17 protein-coding genes are annotated in these 18,718 nt (G+C 59.2%); 16 read left to right on the top strand and 1 reads right to left on the bottom strand.

What is annotated here, in order from left to right:
* The first annotated feature begins 278 nt into the window (after positions 1 to 278).
* From ACIPL0_RS10750 to ACIPL0_RS10710, 9 genes are all read left to right on the top strand, one after another.
* Positions 279 to 1,028: an electron transfer flavoprotein subunit beta/FixA family protein gene (locus ACIPL0_RS10750; protein ID WP_400596623.1), complete on the top strand. Its 750-nt coding sequence runs from the start codon at positions 279 to 281 to the stop codon at positions 1,026 to 1,028.
* Positions 1,029 to 1,958, top strand: a complete 930-nt coding sequence (locus tag ACIPL0_RS10745; protein ID WP_400596622.1) for an electron transfer flavoprotein subunit alpha/FixB family protein — start codon at positions 1,029 to 1,031, stop codon at positions 1,956 to 1,958.
* Positions 1,959 to 2,106: 148 nt separating this feature from the next.
* On the top strand, positions 2,107 to 2,922 hold the full coding sequence (locus ACIPL0_RS10740; protein WP_400596862.1) for a substrate-binding periplasmic protein: 816 nt from the start codon (positions 2,107 to 2,109) through the stop codon (positions 2,920 to 2,922).
* 21 nt (positions 2,923 to 2,943) lie between these two features.
* A complete protein-coding gene (locus ACIPL0_RS10735; RefSeq protein WP_400596861.1) occupies positions 2,944 to 3,297 on the top strand; it encodes a DUF4398 domain-containing protein in 354 nt (117 codons plus the stop codon).
* Positions 3,294 to 4,109, top strand: a complete 816-nt coding sequence (locus ACIPL0_RS10730; protein ID WP_400596621.1) for an OmpA family protein — start codon at positions 3,294 to 3,296, stop codon at positions 4,107 to 4,109. The genes ACIPL0_RS10735 and ACIPL0_RS10730 overlap by 4 nt, the downstream gene beginning before the upstream one ends.
* Positions 4,110 to 4,443: 334 nt before the next feature.
* Complete coding sequence (locus ACIPL0_RS10725; protein ID WP_400596620.1) at positions 4,444 to 5,883, top strand: PLP-dependent aminotransferase family protein; 1,440 nt, start codon at positions 4,444 to 4,446, stop codon at positions 5,881 to 5,883.
* A gap of 56 nt (positions 5,884 to 5,939) precedes the next feature.
* A complete protein-coding gene (locus ACIPL0_RS10720) occupies positions 5,940 to 6,680 on the top strand; it encodes a translation initiation factor 2 (protein ID WP_400596619.1) in 741 nt (246 codons plus the stop codon).
* Between the two features lie 95 nt (positions 6,681 to 6,775).
* Positions 6,776 to 7,033 (top strand): YkgJ family cysteine cluster protein, encoded by a 258-nt coding sequence (locus ACIPL0_RS10715; RefSeq protein ID WP_400596618.1) that lies wholly within the window; start codon positions 6,776 to 6,778, stop codon positions 7,031 to 7,033.
* 46 nt (positions 7,034 to 7,079) lie between these two features.
* Positions 7,080 to 7,685, top strand: a complete 606-nt coding sequence (locus tag ACIPL0_RS10710; protein WP_400731532.1) for an START domain-containing protein — start codon at positions 7,080 to 7,082, stop codon at positions 7,683 to 7,685.
* A gap of 73 nt (positions 7,686 to 7,758) precedes the next feature.
* Here ACIPL0_RS10710 and gltA read toward each other — a convergent pair whose 3' ends face one another.
* A complete protein-coding gene (gltA, locus tag ACIPL0_RS10705) occupies positions 7,759 to 9,048 on the bottom strand; it encodes a citrate synthase (RefSeq protein ID WP_400596616.1) in 1,290 nt (429 codons plus the stop codon).
* A gap of 362 nt (positions 9,049 to 9,410) precedes the next feature.
* On the opposite strand from gltA, the gene sdhC reads away from it, so the two are divergent.
* The 7 genes from sdhC (at position 9,411) to lpdA (ending at position 18,629) form a co-directional block, all read left to right on the top strand.
* Positions 9,411 to 9,785, top strand: coding sequence for a succinate dehydrogenase, cytochrome b556 subunit (sdhC, locus tag ACIPL0_RS10700; RefSeq protein WP_400596615.1), 375 nt, complete (start codon positions 9,411 to 9,413; stop codon positions 9,783 to 9,785).
* The gene (sdhD, locus tag ACIPL0_RS10695) at positions 9,779 to 10,147 is read left to right on the top strand and encodes a succinate dehydrogenase, hydrophobic membrane anchor protein (RefSeq protein WP_400596614.1); all 369 of its coding nucleotides are present in this window, start codon (positions 9,779 to 9,781) and stop codon (positions 10,145 to 10,147) included. Before sdhC ends, sdhD begins: the two co-directional genes overlap by 7 nt.
* A 3-nt stretch (positions 10,148 to 10,150) precedes the next feature.
* Positions 10,151 to 11,923, top strand: a complete 1,773-nt coding sequence (gene sdhA, locus ACIPL0_RS10690) for a succinate dehydrogenase flavoprotein subunit (RefSeq protein WP_400596613.1) — start codon at positions 10,151 to 10,153, stop codon at positions 11,921 to 11,923.
* 11 nt (positions 11,924 to 11,934) lie between these two features.
* Positions 11,935 to 12,639 (top strand): succinate dehydrogenase iron-sulfur subunit, encoded by a 705-nt coding sequence (locus ACIPL0_RS10685; RefSeq protein WP_400596612.1) that lies wholly within the window; start codon positions 11,935 to 11,937, stop codon positions 12,637 to 12,639.
* A 274-nt stretch (positions 12,640 to 12,913) separates the two neighbouring features.
* On the top strand, positions 12,914 to 15,745 hold the full coding sequence (locus ACIPL0_RS10680; RefSeq protein ID WP_400596611.1) for a 2-oxoglutarate dehydrogenase E1 component: 2,832 nt from the start codon (positions 12,914 to 12,916) through the stop codon (positions 15,743 to 15,745).
* Positions 15,746 to 15,787: 42 nt separating this feature from the next.
* Positions 15,788 to 17,020 carry a 2-oxoglutarate dehydrogenase complex dihydrolipoyllysine-residue succinyltransferase gene (gene odhB, locus ACIPL0_RS10675; RefSeq protein WP_400596610.1) on the top strand — a complete coding sequence of 411 codons (1,233 nt, stop codon included), beginning with the start codon at positions 15,788 to 15,790 and terminating at the stop codon, positions 17,018 to 17,020.
* A 169-nt stretch (positions 17,021 to 17,189) separates the two neighbouring features.
* A complete protein-coding gene (gene lpdA, locus ACIPL0_RS10670) occupies positions 17,190 to 18,629 on the top strand; it encodes a dihydrolipoyl dehydrogenase (RefSeq protein ID WP_400596609.1) in 1,440 nt (479 codons plus the stop codon).
* Positions 18,630 to 18,718 lie beyond the last annotated feature (89 nt).

Below are 18,718 nucleotides of genomic sequence, written 5' to 3'. Positions count from 1 at the left end.
CTCGCCGTAGGCTGACCGTTGGTAGAAGAACACCTGTAAAAGCGACGCAAATGCCGTGTGACGAACCTGTCCGAACCCGTGGAACGGCAGGCGCGGTGCAGTTTACACGGCCTGTCGACGAGTGGCTTGGATTCGCGTGGCCCGGCGGCTGTTTTTGCTGAAGTCTGTATTAAGCAAGCGCGAATACGTTGTTTTCACAGGTGTTCTTTACACTGACGTGTACCCATCGCCGGGCAGGGCCTGGCGACTTCTTTTCACCGGAGAGTAACGAGGAATCCATGAAGGTTCTTGTAGCTGTCAAACGAGTGGTCGACTACAACGTCAAGGTTCGCGTCAAAGCGGACAACTCCGGCGTCGATCTCGCTAACGTCAAAATGTCGATGAACCCCTTCTGCGAAATCGCCGTGGAAGAAGCCGTTCGCCTGAAAGAGAAAGGCGTTGCCAGCGAAATCGTCGTCGTCACCATTGGCCCGACTACCGCTCAGGAGCAACTGCGTACCGCGCTGGCACTGGGTGCCGATCGCGCCGTGCTGGTTGAATCCGCTGACGAGCTGAACTCCCTGGCCGTGGCCAAGCTGCTCAAGGCTGTTGTCGACAAGGAGCAGCCGCAACTGGTCATCCTCGGCAAACAGGCCATCGACAGCGACAACAACCAGACCGGCCAGATGCTGGCGGCCCTGAGCGGCTACCCGCAAGGCACCTTCGCGTCCAAGGTTGAAGTGTCGGGCGACAAGGTTGCCGTGACCCGTGAAATCGACGGCGGCCTGCAGACCGTTTCGCTGAACCTGCCAGCCATCGTCACCACCGACCTGCGCCTGAACGAGCCTCGCTACGCGTCGCTGCCGAACATCATGAAGGCCAAGAAGAAGCCGCTGGAAACCGTGACTCCGGATGCTCTGGGTGTTTCCGTTGCTTCCACCAACAAGACCTTGAAAGTCGAAGCCCCGGCTGCCCGCAGCGCAGGCATCAAGGTCAAGTCGGTTGCAGAACTGGTCGAGAAACTGAAGAACGAGGCGAAGGTAATCTAAATGACTATCCTGGTTATCGCTGAGCACGAAAACGGCGCGATCGCTCCCGCCACTCTGAACACCGTTGCCGCTGCCGCCAAGATCGGTGGCGACGTCCACGTCCTGGTCGCTGGCCAGAACGTCGGTGCTGTCGGTGAAGCCGCTGCGAAAATCGCCGGCGTCGCCAAAGTGCTGGTGGCCGACAACGCTGCCTACGCCCACCAACTGCCGGAAAACGTTGCACCTCTGGTGGTCGAGCTGGCTTCCGGTTACAGCCACGTGCTGGCTGCCGCCACCTCCAACGGCAAGAACATCCTGCCGCGCGTCGCTGCGCAGCTGGACGTCGATCAGATCTCCGAAATCATCTCGGTTGAATCCGCCGACACCTTCAAGCGTCCGATCTATGCTGGTAACGCCATCGCGACCGTACAGTCGTCGGCTGCCATCAAGGTCATTACCGTTCGCGCCACCGGCTTCGACGCCGTGGCTGCCGAAGGCGGTTCCGCTGCCGTTGAAGCCGTGGGTGCCGCTCACGACGCTGGCAAATCGGCATTCGTTGGCGAAGAGCTGGCCAAGTCCGACCGTCCTGAACTGACCGCTGCCAAGATCGTCGTATCCGGCGGCCGCGGCATGCAGAACGGCGACAACTTCAAACATCTGTACGCCCTGGCCGACAAGCTGGGCGCGGCGGTCGGTGCTTCCCGCGCTGCGGTCGACGCCGGCTTCGTGCCGAACGACATGCAGGTCGGTCAGACCGGCAAGATCGTCGCTCCGCAGCTGTACATCGCCGTCGGTATTTCCGGCGCGATCCAGCACCTGGCCGGCATGAAAGACTCCAAAGTGATCGTCGCGATCAACAAGGACGAAGAAGCGCCGATCTTCCAGGTGGCCGACTACGGCCTGGTGGCGGATCTGTTTGAAGCGGTACCGGAGTTGGAAAAACTGGTCTGATCCAGTCGCCTGACTTATAAAGAGAACCCGTTCATTTCGGGCTGTTCGGAAGCAACAAGCAGCGGCACACTGCGCTGACTCTCGCTTTCTTCGGCTTTGGATGAGCGGGTTTTTTCATGGCTGCGAAAAAGGAATACCCATGTTGTCGATGAGGCCAACACTGACTTCTCTGGTCGCAAGCCTGCTGTTGCTGCCGTCTCTGGGCAGCGCTGCAGGCAAGTGTGACCGGATTGTCGTGACCGGCAGTCCCGACGCGCCGCCGTATCTGTGGCGCGATCCACAAGACCCGACGCACCTGATGGGGGCCAATGCCGACCTGCTCAAGGAGGCGGCCACGCAGATCGGGGTGAAAGTGGAAGTGCTGTTTGCCGGCAAGCGCAGTCAGGCCCTGGAGGAAGTGCGCAGCGGACGCATGGACCTGTTGGCTGACACGCCGCTGAAGGTTGCGGAGCTGGAGTCTCTGGATTTTGTCCACCCGCCGATCAGTCAGAATGAAATCATGGTCTGGACCCGGGTCGGTCATCCACAGCCGTTCAACGCGCTGGCCGATCTGCAGGGCCATCCCGGAGCTATCTCGGAAAAAACCCGGCTGACCCCGGCGTTCGACAATGCGATCAAGGAGCATCTGACGCTCGATCGTCAGCCCAGTCTGACTCAGGCGTTCCAGAAGCTCATGCTTGGCCAGGTCGAATACGTGCTGGCGGGTCGTTATGCCGGGATGGCGCTGAGTCAGACCCTGGCCATGGCCAAGGATCTGCAGGCGCAACCATTGCCGCTGGACCGACCAGGCCTGTATCTGGCGCTGTCGTTCAATTCGGCGTGCAATGACCCGTGGTTGCGCGGACAGCTGGCAAAAAAAATGACAGAATTGTCGGCCTCCGGCCGCTCTGGCGAAGCCATCAAGCGCAATCTGGAATTGTGGAAAGCCCAGTTGCAGCAGCCGACCAGCACCACGAATCAGTAGGAATGTTTCTTGAGCTTTCTTTTGCGAACACGACCTTTATTGGCAGTCCTGGTGATTGCTTCCCTGTTTGGCTGCGCCAATGATCCGGCACCGAATGAACAGCTGAAACTGACTGAGCAGGCGGTGACTCAGGCCACGGCAGTGGGCGCCACCGAAGACGAGCCGGACATGGCCACCGCCCAGGCGAAACTGGCCCAGGCGCGGGCAGATATGGCGGACAAGTCCTACAAGGACGCGCGCATGCAGGCCGAGCAGGCCGAACTGGATGCGCGTCTGGCCGAAGCCCGGGTGCTGACGGAAAAGAGCGATGAGCAAGTGGCTCAGGTCAATGCCCGCATCGAGCGTCTGCGCAAGCAGCTGGGAGCAGCACAATGAACGCTGTTCCACGTTTTCTGAGTGTCTGTCTGTTGCTGGGGAGCGCCGTTCTGTATGGCTGTGCGGGCCATCAGAACAGTGAGAAAGCCTTGCAGGGTGCAAGCGCCGATTTCCAGAAGGTCAAAGAGGACACCAATGTCCTGCGCAGCGCGCCGAAGGATGTCATCCGGGCAGGCGAGCTGCTGGCGAAGGCTGAGCGTCTGTCGAGCTATGTCGGCAGCGCCGACGATGTCGGTCATTACGCTTACCTGAGCAGTCGCTACAGCGCCATCGCTGCCGAACACAGCAAACTGCTGCTCAATCAGGAAAAACTGGCTCGTCTGGAGCTGGAGCGTCAGCGCCTGCAACTGGCGCTGCGCGAAGCCAAACTGGCGGGGGCGCAACAGCAGGGCAAGTGGGCTGAAGATCAGGTGATCAGTCTGTCGACCCGGCAGAGCGAGCGCGGTCTGGTCATGACCCTGGGCGACATGCTGTTCGATACCGGTCGCGCGGAGCTGAAAATCTCGGCCAACCGTACCGTGCTGAAAGTCGTACAGTTCCTGCAATTCAATCCGAAACGCATTGTGCGTATCGAGGGCTACACCGACAGCACCGGTGACGGCCAGGACAATCTGCAACTGTCGCGGGATCGGGCTCAGGCGGTGGCGGATGTGCTGTCGGACCTGGGGATCGAGGACGAGCGTATCCAGGTGCAGGGCTACGGTGATCAATTTCCGGTGGATGTGAACACGTCCGAGCGGGGAAGGGCGCAGAATCGTCGGGTGGAAATCGTGTTTTCCGACGAAAAAGGCCGCCTCAGCGCCGAGCGTTGAGGGTTCGGCAATCAAAGACCCCGGCTTTTGCGAAAAGGCCGGGGTTTTTTATGGATGAATTTTCACCGCGTTTGTAGGAGTGAGCTCTGCTCGCGATCGAGTTTTTCCAATCAACGCTGCATTGAGTGATCTGACGCTATCGCGAGCAGAGCTCACTCCTACAATTTCGGACTTTCTTGCTGAGTACCTGACGCTCGCCTGATGAAATCCCCTCTCACACACAAGTATGACTAGCGGCCAGGTGAACTGTCCCCGTACACTTCACAACTGTTCTGGTGATCTCACGCTTTGATTGCCATGCCTACGATCAGAGACGGGTGTCGAGGGACGCGAAATGACCAATCTTCTGCTGTATCAACGCATCGCCCAGCAGTTGGCCGAGGATATCCGTCGGGGTGTCTATCAGCCCGGTGAGCGGGTGCCTTCGGTACGCAAGATGAGCTCGCAGCTCAATGTCAGCCACGCAACGGTGTTGCAGGCCTATGCCAACCTTGAAGATCAGGGGCTGATTCGCGCGCGTCCGCAATCCGGTTATTACGTACACCAGACACCGGCACTGACCGCGCCGACCCCGGACATCGCCAGGGTCGAGCGTCCCGGTCTGGTCACGCGGGCCAGCATCATTCAGCAGGTTCTGGTCGAGGCGCGGCGTGAAGGCGTGTTCGCGTTCGGGGCTGCGGTGCCGCACATCGACTATCTGCCACTGCGCGCGCTGCATCAGCAACTGGCCAAGGTCACGCGTTTTCAAAGCCCCAGGGCATTCAACTACATGTTCAGCCCGGGCTTCGAGCCGCTGCGTCGGCAAGTGGCGATTCGCATGCGCGATGCCGGGGTGGTGGTGGATCCGTCGGAAGTGGTGATCACCCACGGTTGTGTCGATGCGCTGCAAATGTCCCTGCGGGTGCTGACCAGTCCGGGCGATCTGATCGCCGCAGAATCGCCGACCTACTATGGACTGCTGCAGCTGGCTGATTTGTTGGGCCTGAAGGTCATCGAAATCCCTAGCGATCCGAACACCGGGATCAGTCTGGAGGCCTTGCAACTGGCGGCCAATCAATGGTCGATCAAGGCCTTGGTAATGACTTCGCGGCTGAGCAATCCGCTGGGCAGCACGATGCCGGAAGAGCGGCAGAAACAATTGCTGCGTCTGGCGTCGGATTTCGATATCCAGGTCATCGAAGACGATATCTATGGCGAGTTGATGTACGAGCAGAACAAGTCCAAGGCGTTGAAGGCGTTCGATCGCCTTGGTCGGGTGATTTATTGCTCCAGTTTCTCCAAGACATTGTCGCCGGGCGTGCGCATCGGCTGGATGATCGCCGGTAAATATCAGGCGGAAATCCAGCGGCTGCAGACGTTCAGCACCCATTCGGCCTGCAGCGTGACGCAGATGGCGGTGGCGTCGTACCTGGAAAACGGTGGCTACGACCGACACCTGCGTTATATCCGTCAGGAGCATCGCAAAAACCTCAGTGCTTTCCAGCTGGGCGTTCAGCAGATGTTTCCGGAGGGGACGCAGATCAGTCGTCCGGCGGGCGGGTTCGTGTTGTGGATCAGCCTGCCGGGGCGGGTCAATACTCAGGAGCTGCATGTGCGGGCTCTGGAGCAGGGCATCAGCATCGCGCCGGGTCTGATCTTCAGCAATACAGAACAGTTCAATCACTGCATCCGGCTTAACTGTGGCATGCCATGGAACCGTGAAGCGGAGAGGGCGCTGATGACGTTGGGGATGTTGGCCAAGCAGCTTTGCCAGGACGCTGGTCAGGCGTGGTGAACGCCCGCCGTTGAGCGTTTTTCATAATTTCAGGGGTCGTGGACGAGCGTGTTCGCTTGTCACCGGCCATTCAAAGGGCCAGCATATTGGTCCGTGCTTTTTCTGCCATGCCTTCTATGAAAAGTTTACGTTGTGTGGGTGTCGTGCTGATGGTTGTGCTCGGCGGTTGCGACGCTGACAAGTCACCGGCACCACCGGCAAAAGTCGCCGTACAGACTCCGGTCGCTCCTGTTGTTGAGGCCCCGCCGGCTATAACGCCGGTCGCGCCTGTCGAAAAAAAATCCGAGCCGATTGTTCCGGTGCATGAATTGGCGCCAAACGTCAAAGCGGTGCCCGTTGTTGCGGCCAGCAAACCGGTGCCGGCAGAAACGCCGACAGAGAAGAAAAAATCGCCCAGGCAGGCCGTTGTAGAGCCATCGGGCAACGCCAAATCGGCCAAGATAAAAGCGGATAATGCCGAAGTTGCCAGCCGTGCGCCCCAGGCAAGCAAGACCAAAACACCTGCCCAGGTGGTCAAGGAAACTCGCTTGCCCAGTGCGTCGCTGGACCTCAGTCTGCCCCCGGAAATGGTCAAACAGTTGTCACCGCCTGCAGGTGTCATTACCGCTGCACCGCGCAGCAAGCCCCAGAATGGCGGGGCGAAACCACTGTTGCCGAAAATGTTCCCGGACAGCCAATCCGAATCGGATTTTCAGCTGCAGGGGCGTTTGTTGAGCAACGAAATGCAGCTGCAGCTGCGTAACGAGGCGCGCAAGGAAGTTGAAGGTGCGGCTCTGGACTTCAAATTCAAGCAATAGCCGACGGCGGAGAGCTGCTTTTTCGACGTTTTCAAACGTTTGTTTTAGCGAGTAAGATCCAGTCGTTGCTCCCTGCTTCCCGAGAGGATGTTTTCATGGAATGCCGCCCAGGCTGCGGTGCCTGTTGCATTGCGCCTTCGATTTCTTCACCGATTCCCGGCATGCCCAACGGCAAGCCGGCGGGTGTGCATTGTCTGCATCTGTCCAGCGACATGCTCTGCGGGCTGTTCGGCAAGCCCGAGCGACCGAAGGTGTGTGGCGGTTTCAGGCCTGATCCGCAAGTGTGCGGTGAGAGTTCTGCCGATGCGATTCGCCTTATCGGGTGGTGGGAGCAGGCTACATCCGTCGCCTGACAGGGGCGCGTGGATACGTTGAACGCCAACAATAAGGAACAAGACAATGGGTTCGCTGTACCGGATTGCGTTTGGAGTTGGGTTGACTGTACTGGTGTCGGCAACGGCCCAGGCGGAAGAATGGAAGGAAGCCAAGAATGAGGACGGCATCAAGGTATCGCTGAGCGAGTTCGCCGGTTCCCAGTACAAGGCGTATCAGGGCGTGACCACCATCAAGGCCAGTGTCGCCAAATTGCGTGCGCTGCAGGAAGATGTTGCGGGCGCGTGCGCCTGGGTGCATGAATGCAAGTCGCAGAAAGTGCTCAAGCATGACGGCGACAAGACCTGGACTTACACCCAGTTCAACACGCCATGGCCGGTCACGCCGCGGGATTCGATTCTCGAAATCACCACAGTGGAGGCGGCGGATGGCAGTCTGACCCGCAAGCTCAAGGAGTTGCCGTCGTACATTCCTGAGGAAAAGGGGTTTGTTCGTGTCGCACAGGTCGACGGTTTCTGGAAGTTGGTACCCAAGGGTGCCAATGAAACCGAAGTGACCTATCAAGTGCATACCGAGCCAGGTGGAAGTGTTCCGTCGTGGCTGGCGAACAAGTTTGTCGTGGATGCGCCGTTTAATACGCTGAAGGCGTTGCGCGAGCGGGCGGAGAAATAATTCGACCCGTACAGTTTTCACGGAAAATAAAAAAGGCTGCCACTGGCAGCCTTTTTTGTTGGAGCGGTATTGCTTACTTGCGCTCGGACAGCGGCACGATATCGCGCACTGGCTCGCCGGTGTACAGCTGGCGAGGGCGGCCGATCTTGTACGGGCTGGAGAGCATTTCTTTCCAGTGCGAGATCCAGCCCACGGTACGCGCCAGGGCGAAGATCACGGTGAACATGCTGGTCGGAATGCCGATCGCTTTCAGGATGATGCCCGAGTAGAAGTCGACGTTCGGGTACAGCGAGCGCTCGATGAAGTACGGATCGGTCAGGGCGATCTCTTCGAGACGCATGGCCAGTTCCAGTTGCGGGTCGTGGCTGATGCCCAGTTCGCGCAGAACTTCGTCGCAGGTCTGTTTCATCACGGTGGCGCGCGGGTCACGGTTTTTGTACACGCGGTGACCGAAGCCCATCAGTTTGAACGGATCGTTCTTGTCCTTGGCCTTGGCGATGAACTTGTCGATGTTCGAGACATCGCCGATTTCATCGAGCATGGTCAGTACGGCTTCGTTGGCGCCGCCGTGGGCAGGGCCCCACAGTGCAGCGATGCCGGCGGCGATACAGGCGAACGGGTTGGCACCCGAAGAGCCGGCCAGGCGTACGGTGGAGGTCGAAGCGTTCTGTTCGTGGTCAGCGTGGAGGATGAAGATCCGGTCCATGGCCTTGGCCAGCGTCGGGCTGATCGGTTTGATCTCGCACGGCGTGTTGAACATCATGTGCAGGAAGTTTTCCGCGTAGCTCAGGTCGTTGCGCGGATACATCATCGGCTGACCCATGGAGTACTTGTACACCATCGCTGCCAGGGTCGGCATCTTGGCGACCAGGCGCACCGCAGAGATTTCGCGGTGTTGCGGGTTATTGATGTCCAGCGAGTCGTGGTAGAACGCCGACAGCGCGCCGACGACACCGCACATGACGGCCATCGGGTGAGCGTCGCGGCGGAAGCCGTTGAAGAAGGTCTTCAGTTGTTCGTGCACCATGGTGTGATTCTTCACGGTGCCCACGAACTGGGCCTTCTGCTCGGCAGTCGGCAGTTCGCCGTTGAGCAGCAGGTAGCAGGTTTCCAGGTAGTCCGACTTCTCGGCCAGTTGCTCGATCGGGTAGCCGCGATGGAGCAGGATTCCGTTGTCACCGTCGATGTAGGTGATCTTGGATTCGCATGAGGCGGTCGACATGAAGCCTGGGTCGAATGTGAAGCGTCCGGTGGCGGTCAGGCCGCGTACGTCGATTACATCGGGACCAACGGTGCCGGTCAGAATGGGCAGCTCGACGGGGGCAGCGCCCTCGATGATCAACTGCGCTTTTTTGTCAGCCATGTGGCCTCCTATTTATGCTTCAAATCATCAGACAGGCCCCCCACGCAGGGCCCGCATCACTATAGAGAGATAAATTCTAAAGTCAATTTGCCAAAAGTCTTGTGGCAGAAGGCTTTAAGTAGAGGTTTTCGTCGAAAATACCTGCCATTTACGCCTTTTATTCAGCTAAAGCAATCAGCCATTAGGGGAGGGTCTTTGCGTTGTCATTAGTTGGCTAACTGTCTATACTCGACGCCCGACCTCCAGGGGCTTTCAGACCTGTTTTTCTGGGGGTCGCACTTCCTGGGTAGTGGGTACCTGACCAGTGCACTTCCCAACAACTTGCCCTGATTGTTAGGGGCTCTTCAGTGTGAAAAAAAGCCGTGAAAAGCCAACGACCTGTAAACCTAGACCTAAGGACCATCAAACTCCCCATTACCGCGATCACGTCGATCCTTCACCGCATCTCCGGCATCATCCTCTTCATCGGCATCGCTTTCATGCTTTACGCATTGAGCGCATCGCTGGGTTCCGAAGAAGGCTTTGCCAACGTGAAGTCGACCTTGACCAGTCCGCTGGCCAAGTTCATCGCATGGGGGCTTCTGTCCGCCCTGCTGTATCACCTGGTGGCGGGTGTTCGTCACCTGATCATGGATACTGGAGTCGGTGAGACGCTGGAAGGCGGCAAACTGGGCTCGAAAATCGTCATCGTCGTTTCCGTGGCGCTGATCGTTCTGGCGGGAGTTTGGATATGGTAACCAGTGTTACGAACCTGTCTCGTTCGGGCCTCTATGACTGGATGGCGCAGCGCGTCTCCGCTGTAGTGCTCGCGGCTTATTTCATTTTCCTGATCGGATACCTGATCGTGCACCCGGGCATCGACTTCGCCCAGTGGCACGCTCTGTTCTCCCATAACGGAATGCGCATCTTCAGTCTGCTCGCCCTCGTTGCCCTGGCTGCTCACGCCTGGGTCGGCATGTGGACCATCGCGACCGACTACCTGACTCCGATGAGTTTCGGCAAGTCCGCGACAGTTGTGCGTTTCCTGTTCCAGGCAGTGTGCGGCGTTGTGATGTTCGCGTACTTCGTCTGGGGTGTGCAGATTCTCTGGGGTATCTGATTCATGGCTAAAATTAATACACTTTCGTTCGACGCCATCATCATCGGCGGCGGCGGTGCGGGCATGCGTGCAGCCCTGCAACTGGCTCAGGGCGGTCACAAGACTGCTGTAGTCACCAAGGTCTTCCCGACCCGTTCGCACACCGTTTCCGCCCAGGGTGGCATTACCTGCGCCATCGCTTCGGCCGACCCGAACGATGACTGGCGCTGGCACATGTACGATACCGTCAAGGGTTCCGACTACATCGGTGACCAGGACGCTATCGAATACATGTGTCAGGAAGGCCCGGCTGCGGTCTTCGAGCTGGACCACATGGGTCTGCCGTTCTCCCGTACCGAAACCGGTCGCATCTATCAGCGTCCGTTCGGTGGTCAGTCCAAGGACTTCGGTAAAGGCGGTCAGGCTGCCCGTACCTGCGCAGCGTCCGACCGTACCGGTCACGCACTGCTGCACACCCTGTATCAGGGCAACCTGAAAGCAGGCACCACCTTCCTCAACGAGTACTACGCCGTCGATCTGGTGAAGAACTCGGAAGGCGCTTTTGTCGGTGTGATCGCGATCTGCATCGAAACCGGCGAAACCATGTACATCAAGTCCAAGGCCACCGTTCTGGCCACGGGCGGCGCGGGTCGTATCTACGCCTCGACCACCAACGCCCTGATCAACACCGGTGACGGTATCGGCATGGCGCTGCGCGCCGGTGTGCCGGTTCAGGACATCGAGATGTGGCAGTTCCACCCGACCGGTATCGCCGGTGCAGGTGTACTGGTTACCGAAGGTTGCCGCGGTGAAGGTGGCTACCTGATCAACGCCCACGGCGAGCGCTTCATGGAGCGTTACGCGCCGAACGCGAAAGACCTGGCCGGTCGCGACGTGGTTGCCCGTTCCATGGTCAAAGAAATCATCGCCGGCAACGGCGTGGGCCCGAACAAGGACCACGTACTGCTGAAGCTGGACCACCTGGGTGAAGAAGTGCTGCACAGCCGTCTGCCAGGTATCTGCGAACTGTCCAAGACCTTCGCGCACGTCGACCCTGTCGTTGCGCCGGTTCCGGTCGTTCCGACCTGCCACTACATGATGGGCGGTGTTGCCACCAACATTCACGGTCAGGCCATGACCATGGATGCCGACGGCAAGGACCAGATCATTCCGGGCCTGTTCGCGGTAGGCGAAGTGGCGTGCGTATCGGTTCACGGTGCCAACCGTCTGGGCGGCAACTCGCTGCTCGACCTGGTCGTGTTCGGTCGCGCAGCTGGCCTGCACCTGGAAAAAGCACTGAGCGACGGCATCGAATACGCCGAAGCCAGCGACACCGACATCGACGTTGCCCTGAATCGTCTGAATCAGCTCAACGCGCGTACCGAAGGTGAAGACGTCGCCAGCCTGAAGCGCGAGCTGCAGAGCTGCATGCAGAACTACTTCGGTGTATTCCGTACCGGCGAATACATGCAGAAGGGCATCGAGCAACTGGCTGATCTGCGCAAGCGCATCGCCAACGTCAAGATCAACGACAAGTCCCAGGGCTTCAACACCGCGCGTATCGAAGCGCTGGAGCTGCAGAACCTGCTGGAAGTCGCTGAAGCGACCGCCATTGCTGCAGAAGCACGTAAAGAGTCCCGCGGTGCTCACGCCCGTGAAGACTTCGAAGACCGTGACGATGAAAACTGGCTGTGCCATACCCTGTACTACCCGGGCGAGAAGCGGGTTGCCAAACGTGCAGTCAACTTTGCGCCGAAGACAGTACCGGCGTTCGAACCAAAAGTCCGGACTTACTAAGGGTGGCCGCTATGCTGCAAGTCGAAGTTTATCGTTACAACCCGGATACCGACTCGGCACCTAAGACTCAGGTGTTCCAGGTCGATACCGGTGGCAAGGACCTGATGGTTCTGGACGTGCTGGCGCTGATCAAGGAACAGGACGAGGGCTTCTCCTATCGTCGTTCCTGCCGCGAAGGCGTGTGCGGTTCCGACGGTATGAACATCAACGGCAAGAACGGCCTGGCGTGCATCACGCCGCTGTCCTCCGTGGTCAAGAACAACAAGCTGGTCGTGCGTCCGCTGCCGGGCCTGCCAGTGATTCGTGACCTGGTCGTCGATATGAGCATCTTCTACAAGCAGTACGAGAAGGTGAAGCCATTCCTGCAGAACGACACCCCGGCTCCGGCCATCGAGCGTCTGCAGTCGCCGGAAGAGCGTGAGAAGCTGGACGGTCTGTACGAGTGCATCCTGTGCGCTTGCTGCTCGACTTCCTGCCCATCGTTCTGGTGGAACCCTGACAAGTTCCTGGGCCCTGCTGCACTGCTGCAAGCCTATCGTTTCCTGGCTGACAGCCGTGACACCAAGACCAAGGAGCGTCTGGCGTCGCTGGACGATCCGTTCAGCGTGTTCCGTTGCCGCGGCATCATGAACTGCGTGAACGTGTGCCCTAAGGGTCTGAACCCGACCAAGGCCATCGGTCACGTACGCAGCATGCTGCTGCAGAGCGGCATCTGAGTTCGCTGCACCTGCAACACTGAAAGCTTTGAAAATGTTGTACCCGTAGCAAGCTGCGGCGCAGGCCTCAACCGGCGCCGTAGTTTTAACCTGAGCAGCAGTTGTATGGCTGCAGCTCTTACTTTTGTTGAAATGAGACCAGCAGGGGCATCCGGGCTGGTACCCGGGCTATCTGCGTGATCCCTGATGAACTGAAACAGTTGCTGCATCCGGACTGCACAGGCTCATTACGGTGTTTTCGCCGGTGGTGTCCCCTTACCGAGGGTGACCAAGCATGCAAGAAAGCGTGATGCAGCGCATGTGGAACAGTGCCCACCTATCCGGTGGTAACGCTGCCTATGTGGAAGAGCTCTACGAGCTCTACCTGCACGACCCTAACGCTGTGCCAGAAGAGTGGCGCACCTACTTTCAGACGCTGCCAGCTGATGGCAACTCTGCCACTGATGTATCGCACTCTACGGTTCGCGATCATTTCGTGTTGCTGGCGAAAAACCAGCGCCGCGCCCAGCCGGTATCTGCCGGAAGCGTGAGCAGCGAGCACGAGAAGAAGCAAGTCGAAGTACTGCGACTGATCCAGGCATTCCGTATGCGCGGCCATCAGGCAGCGCAACTCGATCCATTGGGTTTGTGGCAGCGTACTGCGCCAGCTGACCTGTCGATCAACCATTACGGTCTGACCAACGCTGACCTCGATACCACATTCCGTGCCGGCGACCTGTTCATCGGCAAGGAGGAGGCGAGCCTACGCGAAATCGTCGACGCATTGCAGAAGACATATTGCCGCACCATCGGTGCGGAATTCACGCACATCGTCGATTCCAACCAGCGCAACTGGTTCATGCAGCGCCTCGAAAGCGTGCGTGGCCGTCCAGCATTCTCCGCCGACATCCAGAGCCATCTGCTCGAGCGCGTCACCGCGGCTGAGGGTCTGGAAAAGTACCTGGGTACCAAATACCCGGGCACCAAGCGTTTCGGTCTGGAAGGTGGCGAAAGCCTGATCCCGATGCTGGACGAACTGATCCAGCGTTCCGGTTCCTACGGCACCAAGGAAATCGTCATCGGCATGGCCCACCGTGGCCGTCTGAACGTCCTGGTCAACACCTTCGGCAAGAACCCGCGCGAGCTGTTCGACGAGTTCGAAGGCAAGAAGAAGGTCGAGCTGGGTTCCGGTGACGTGAAATACCACCAGGGCTTCTCGTCCAACGTCATGACCACGGGTGGCGAAGTTCACCTGGCGATGGCATTCAACCCGTCTCACCTGGAGATCGTGTCTCCGGTGGTCGAGGGTTCGGTGCGCGCCCGTCAGGACCGTCGCAACGACACCACCGGCGAGAAAGTACTGCCGATTTCCATCCACGGTGACGCTGCATTCGCAGGTCAGGGCGTGGTCCTGGAAACCTTCCAGATGTCGCAGACCCGCGGCTTCAAGACTGGCGGTACCATCCACATCGTGGTCAACAACCAGGTCGGCTTCACCATCAGCAACCCGCTGGATGCGCGCTCCACCGAGTATGCGACCGACGTTGCCAAGATGATCCAGGCGCCGATCCTGCACGTAAACGGCGACGATCCGGAAGCTGTTCTGTTCGTCAGCCAGTTGGCCATCGATTACCGCATGCAGTTCAAGCGTGACGTGGTCATCGACCTGGTCTGCTACCGCCGTCGCGGCCACAACGAGGCCGACGAGCCAAGTGGCACTCAGCCGCTGATGTACCAGCAGATCTCGAAACAGCGCACCACCCGTGAGCTGTACGCCGATGCGCTGGCGACCGCCGGTGTTCTGAACGCCGAAGCGGCCCAGACCAAGGTCGACGAGTACCGCAGCGCGCTGGACAACGGCATGCACGTGGTCAAGAGCCTGGTCAAGGAGCCGAACAAGGAACTGTTCGTCGACTGGCGTCCATACCTGGGCCATGCCTGGACTGCGCGTCACGACACCCGTTTCGACCTGAAGACCCTGCAGGAACTGTCTGCCAAGCAGATGGAGCTGCCGGAAGGCTTCGTGGTTCAGCGTCAGGTCCAGAAGATCTACGAAGACCGCCAGAAGATGCAGGCCGGTGGCTTGCCGATCAACTGGGGCTACGCAGAAACCATGGCCTACGCCACGTTGCTGTTCGAAGGTCACCCGGTTCGTATCACCGGCCAGGACGTAGGTCGCGGCACCTTCTCGCACCGCCATGCGGCGCTGCACAATCAGAAGGACGCCAGCACCTATCTGCCTCTGCAGAACCTGTTCGCCGGCCAGCCGAAGTTCGAACTGTACGACTCCTTCCTGTCGGAGGAAGCGGTACTGGCCTTCGAATACGGCTACTCGACCACCACGCCGAACGCGCTGGTGATCTGGGAAGCGCAATTCGGTGACTTCGCCAACGGTGCACAGGTCGTGATCGACCAGTTCATCACCAGCGGCGAGCACAAGTGGGGCCGTCTGTGCGGTCTGACCATGCTGTTGCCTCACGGTTACGAAGGGCAGGGGCCTGAGCACTCCTCGGCACGTCTGGAGCGTTACCTGCAGCTGTGCGCCGAGCACAACATTCAGGTGTGCATGCCGACCACGCCGGCTCAGATCTACCACCTGCTGCGTCGCCAGGTGATTCGTCCTCTGCGCAAACCTCTGGTTGTGCTGAGCCCGAAATCCCTGCTGCGTCACAAGCTGGCGATCTCGACCCTGGAAGATCTGGCCGAAGGCTCGTTCCAGACTGTCATCCCGGAAATCGACGCGCTCGATCCGGCCAAGGTGACCCGTCTGGTCCTGTGCAGCGGCAAGGTGTACTACGACCTGCTGGAAAAACGCCGTGCCGAAGGCCGCGAAGATATCGCCATCGTGCGTATCGAGCAGCTCTATCCGTTCCCGGAAGACGACCTGATGGAGGCCATCGCGCCTTACACCAACCTGACCAATGTGGTCTGGTGTCAGGAAGAGCCGATGAACCAGGGCGCCTGGTACAGCAGCCAGCATCACCTGCGCCGCAGCATCGGCAATCACAACCGCAACCTCGTTCTCGAGTATGCCGGTCGTGACGCTTCCGCTGCGCCTGCTTGTGGCTACGCTTCGATGCACGCCGAACAGCAGGAAAAACTGCTGCAAGACGCGTTCACTGTCTAACGCCTTCGTGCACTAGAAACCGAATTTAAGGAATTACAGATAATGGCTATCGAGATCAAAGCCCCCTCCTTCCCGGAATCCGTTGCCGACGGCACCATTTCCAAATGGCACAAACAGCCGGGCGAAGCGGTAAAGCGTGACGAGCTGCTGGTCGACATCGAAACCGACAAAGTCGTTCTCGAAGTACTGGCCGAAGCTGACGGCGTGCTGGCATCGATCGTTAAAGGCGAGGGCGACACCGTCCTGTCCAACGAACTGATCGCGACCCTGGACGCAGGCGCCACTGCATCGGCCGCTCCGGCTGCCGCTGCTGCTCCTGCCGCGGCTCCAGCTGCTGCCGCACCGGCCGCTGCTGCTGACGAAGACGCCATCGGCGCTCCGGCTGCCCGCAAGCTGGCTGAAGAAAACGGCATTGCCCTGGCCAGCATCAAAGGCACCGGCAAAGACGGTCGCGTCACCAAGGAAGACGTTGTCGCTGCCATCGAAGCGAAGAAATCCGCTCCGGCCGCCGCTCCAGCTGCCAAGCCTGCCGCCGCTGCCGCTCCGGCTGCTCCTGTGTTCGCCGCTGGCGACCGCACCGAGAAGCGCGTACCGATGACCCGCCTGCGTGCCAAGGTTGCCGAGCGTCTGGTTGAAGCCCAGTCGACCATGGCCATGCTGACCACTTTCAACGAAGTCGACATGACCGAAGTCATGGCACTGCGTTCGAAGTACAAGGACCTGTTCGAGAAGTCCCACAATGGCGTACGCCTGGGCTTCATGTCGTTCTTCGTCAAGGCTGCTACCGAAGCGCTGAAACGCTTCCCGGCTGTCAACGCGTCGATCGACGGTTCGGACATCGTTTACCACGGCTACGCCGACGTCGGTGTTGCCGTTTCCAGCGATCGTGGTCTGGTGGTTCCGGTTCTGCGTAACGCCGAGCAGATGAGCCTGGCTGAAATCGAAGGCGGCATCGCCAACTTCGGCAAGAAAGCCCGTGACGGCAAGCTGTCCATCGACGAGATGACTGGCGGTACCTTCACCATCACCAACGGTGGTACTTTCGGCTCGATGATGTCGACCCCGATCGTCAACCCGCCACAAGCGGCCATCCTGGGCATGCACAACATCGTTCAGCGTCCTATGGCCGTGAACGGTCAGGTCGTCATCCGTCCGATGATGTACCTGGCACTGTCCTACGACCACCGCCTGATCGACGGTAAAGAAGCTGTGACTTTCCTGGTGACCATCAAGAACCTGCTGGAAGATCCAGCGCGTCTGTTGCTGGATATCTGATGAGGCAGCCGCAAGCTGCCAGCCACACGCTTCAAGATAGAAGCGGATCGGCTTGTAGCTTGCGGCCTGTTTGTCGCATCCCATGATGCCTGTCGTGAAACTGTTCCGTCGTCTGACGCGGATAAGCTTGCGACTTGCATCTAGAAGCTTGTAGCTAAAGGAAATTTTTATGTCCCAGAAATTCGACGTGGTAGTGATTGGCGCAGGCCCTGGCGGTTATGTTGCCGCCATCAAGGCTGCGCAACTTGGTTTCAAGACTGCCTGCATCGAGAAGTATCAGGATAAAGAGGGCAAGCTGGCCCTCGGCGGTACCTGCCTGAACGTAGGCTGCATTCCGTCCAAGGCACTGCTGGACAGCTCGTGGAAATTCTACGAAGCCAAGAACCAGTTCAACGTGCACGGTATCTCGATCTCCGGCGACGTGAAGATGGACGTACCGGCCATGGTCGGTCGCAAGTCGCAGATCGTCAAAGGCCTGACCGGCGGCGTTGCCAGCCTGTTCAAGGCTAACGGCGTCACTTCCCTGCAAGGCCACGGCAAACTGCTGGCCGGCAAGAAAGTCGAGCTGACCAAGCCTGACGGCACTACCGAAGTCATCGAAGCCGACAACATCATCCTGGCTTCCGGCTCGCGTCCGATCGACATTCCACCGGCTCCGGTCGACCAGAACGTCATCGTCGACTCCACCGGCGCCCTGGAATTCCAGACCGTGCCTGAGCGTCTGGGCGTCATCGGCGCCGGCGTCATCGGCCTGGAACTGGGTTCGGTGTGGTCGCGTCTGGGTTCCAAGGTCACCGTTCTGGAAGCGCTGGAGAAGTTCCTGCCAGCCGCTGACGAAGCCGTTTCCAAGGAAGCGCAGAAGACCTTCACCAAGCAGGGTCTGGACATCAAGCTGGGCGCTCGCGTGACCGGCTCGAAAGTCAACGGCAACGAAGTTGTCGTCAACTACACCGACAAAGACGGTGAGCAGAACATCACTTTCGACCGCCTGATCGTTGCTGTAGGCCGTCGTCCGGTGACCACCGATCTTCTGGCTGCCGACAGCGGCGTCGACATCGACGAGCGCGGCTTCATCTTCGTCAACGATCAGTGTGAAACCAGCGTGCCTGGCGTTTATGCGATCGGTGACGTGGTTCGTGGTCTGATGCTGGCACACAAAGCCTCGGAAGAAGGCATCATGGTGGTCGAGCGCATCAAGGGTCACAAGACCCAGATGAACTACGACCTGATCCCTTCGGTCATCTACACCCACCCGGAAATCGCGTGGGTCGGCAAGACCGAACAGACCTTGAAAGCCGAAGGCGTTGAAGTCAACGTCGGTCAGTTCCCGTTCGCGGCCAGCGGCCGTGCAATGGCAGCCAACGACACCGGCGGTTTCGTCAAGGTCATCGCTGACGCCAAGACCGACCGTGTACTGGGTGTACACGTCATCGGCCCGGGCGCAGCAGAACTGGTTCAGCAAGGCGCGATCGGCATGGAGTTCGGCACCAGTGCAGAAGACATCGGCATGATGGTCTTCTCGCACCCGACGCTGTCCGAAGCCCTGCACGAAGCAGCGCTGGCTGTGAATGGCCATGCCATCCACATCCAGAACAAGAAAAAACGCTAAGAAAAAACCACGGCGGTCCGCCCGTCGCATGGCCTGTTCGCAGGGCATGCCGCGGAAGGTCCGTCGGACTCGAACTCCCGATGGCGATC

Origin of the sequence: Pseudomonas sp. NPDC090208, from assembly GCF_044746785.1 — a bacterium.
Classification (GTDB): Bacteria; Pseudomonadota; Gammaproteobacteria; order Pseudomonadales; family Pseudomonadaceae; genus Aquipseudomonas.
The sequence above is the reverse complement of the archived record's forward strand: the minus strand, read 5'-3'. Positions and strand labels throughout refer to the sequence as shown.

What these genes read in the sequence shown, in the direction of transcription:
- ACIPL0_RS10750 (WP_400596623.1), top strand. Translation starts at nt 279, where the DNA reads ATGAAGGTTCTTGTAGCTGTCAAACGAGTGGTCGACTACAACGTCAAG.
- ACIPL0_RS10745 (WP_400596622.1), top strand. Translation starts at nt 1,029, where the DNA reads ATGACTATCCTGGTTATCGCTGAGCACGAAAACGGCGCGATCGCTCCC.
- ACIPL0_RS10740 (WP_400596862.1), top strand. Translation starts at nt 2,107, where the DNA reads ATGAGGCCAACACTGACTTCTCTGGTCGCAAGCCTGCTGTTGCTGCCG.
- ACIPL0_RS10730 (WP_400596621.1), top strand. Translation starts at nt 3,294, where the DNA reads ATGAACGCTGTTCCACGTTTTCTGAGTGTCTGTCTGTTGCTGGGGAGC.
- ACIPL0_RS10725 (WP_400596620.1), top strand. Translation starts at nt 4,444, where the DNA reads ATGACCAATCTTCTGCTGTATCAACGCATCGCCCAGCAGTTGGCCGAG.
- ACIPL0_RS10715 (WP_400596618.1), top strand. Translation starts at nt 6,776, where the DNA reads ATGGAATGCCGCCCAGGCTGCGGTGCCTGTTGCATTGCGCCTTCGATT.
- ACIPL0_RS10710 (WP_400731532.1), top strand. Translation starts at nt 7,080, where the DNA reads ATGGGTTCGCTGTACCGGATTGCGTTTGGAGTTGGGTTGACTGTACTG.
- gltA (WP_400596616.1), bottom strand. Translation starts at nt 9,048, where the DNA reads ATGGCTGACAAAAAAGCGCAGTTGATCATCGAGGGCGCTGCCCCCGTC.
- sdhD (WP_400596614.1), top strand. Translation starts at nt 9,779, where the DNA reads ATGGTAACCAGTGTTACGAACCTGTCTCGTTCGGGCCTCTATGACTGG.
- sdhA (WP_400596613.1), top strand. Translation starts at nt 10,151, where the DNA reads ATGGCTAAAATTAATACACTTTCGTTCGACGCCATCATCATCGGCGGC.
- ACIPL0_RS10685 (WP_400596612.1), top strand. Translation starts at nt 11,935, where the DNA reads ATGCTGCAAGTCGAAGTTTATCGTTACAACCCGGATACCGACTCGGCA.
- ACIPL0_RS10680 (WP_400596611.1), top strand. Translation starts at nt 12,914, where the DNA reads ATGCAAGAAAGCGTGATGCAGCGCATGTGGAACAGTGCCCACCTATCC.
- odhB (WP_400596610.1), top strand. Translation starts at nt 15,788, where the DNA reads ATGGCTATCGAGATCAAAGCCCCCTCCTTCCCGGAATCCGTTGCCGAC.
- lpdA (WP_400596609.1), top strand. Translation starts at nt 17,190, where the DNA reads ATGTCCCAGAAATTCGACGTGGTAGTGATTGGCGCAGGCCCTGGCGGT.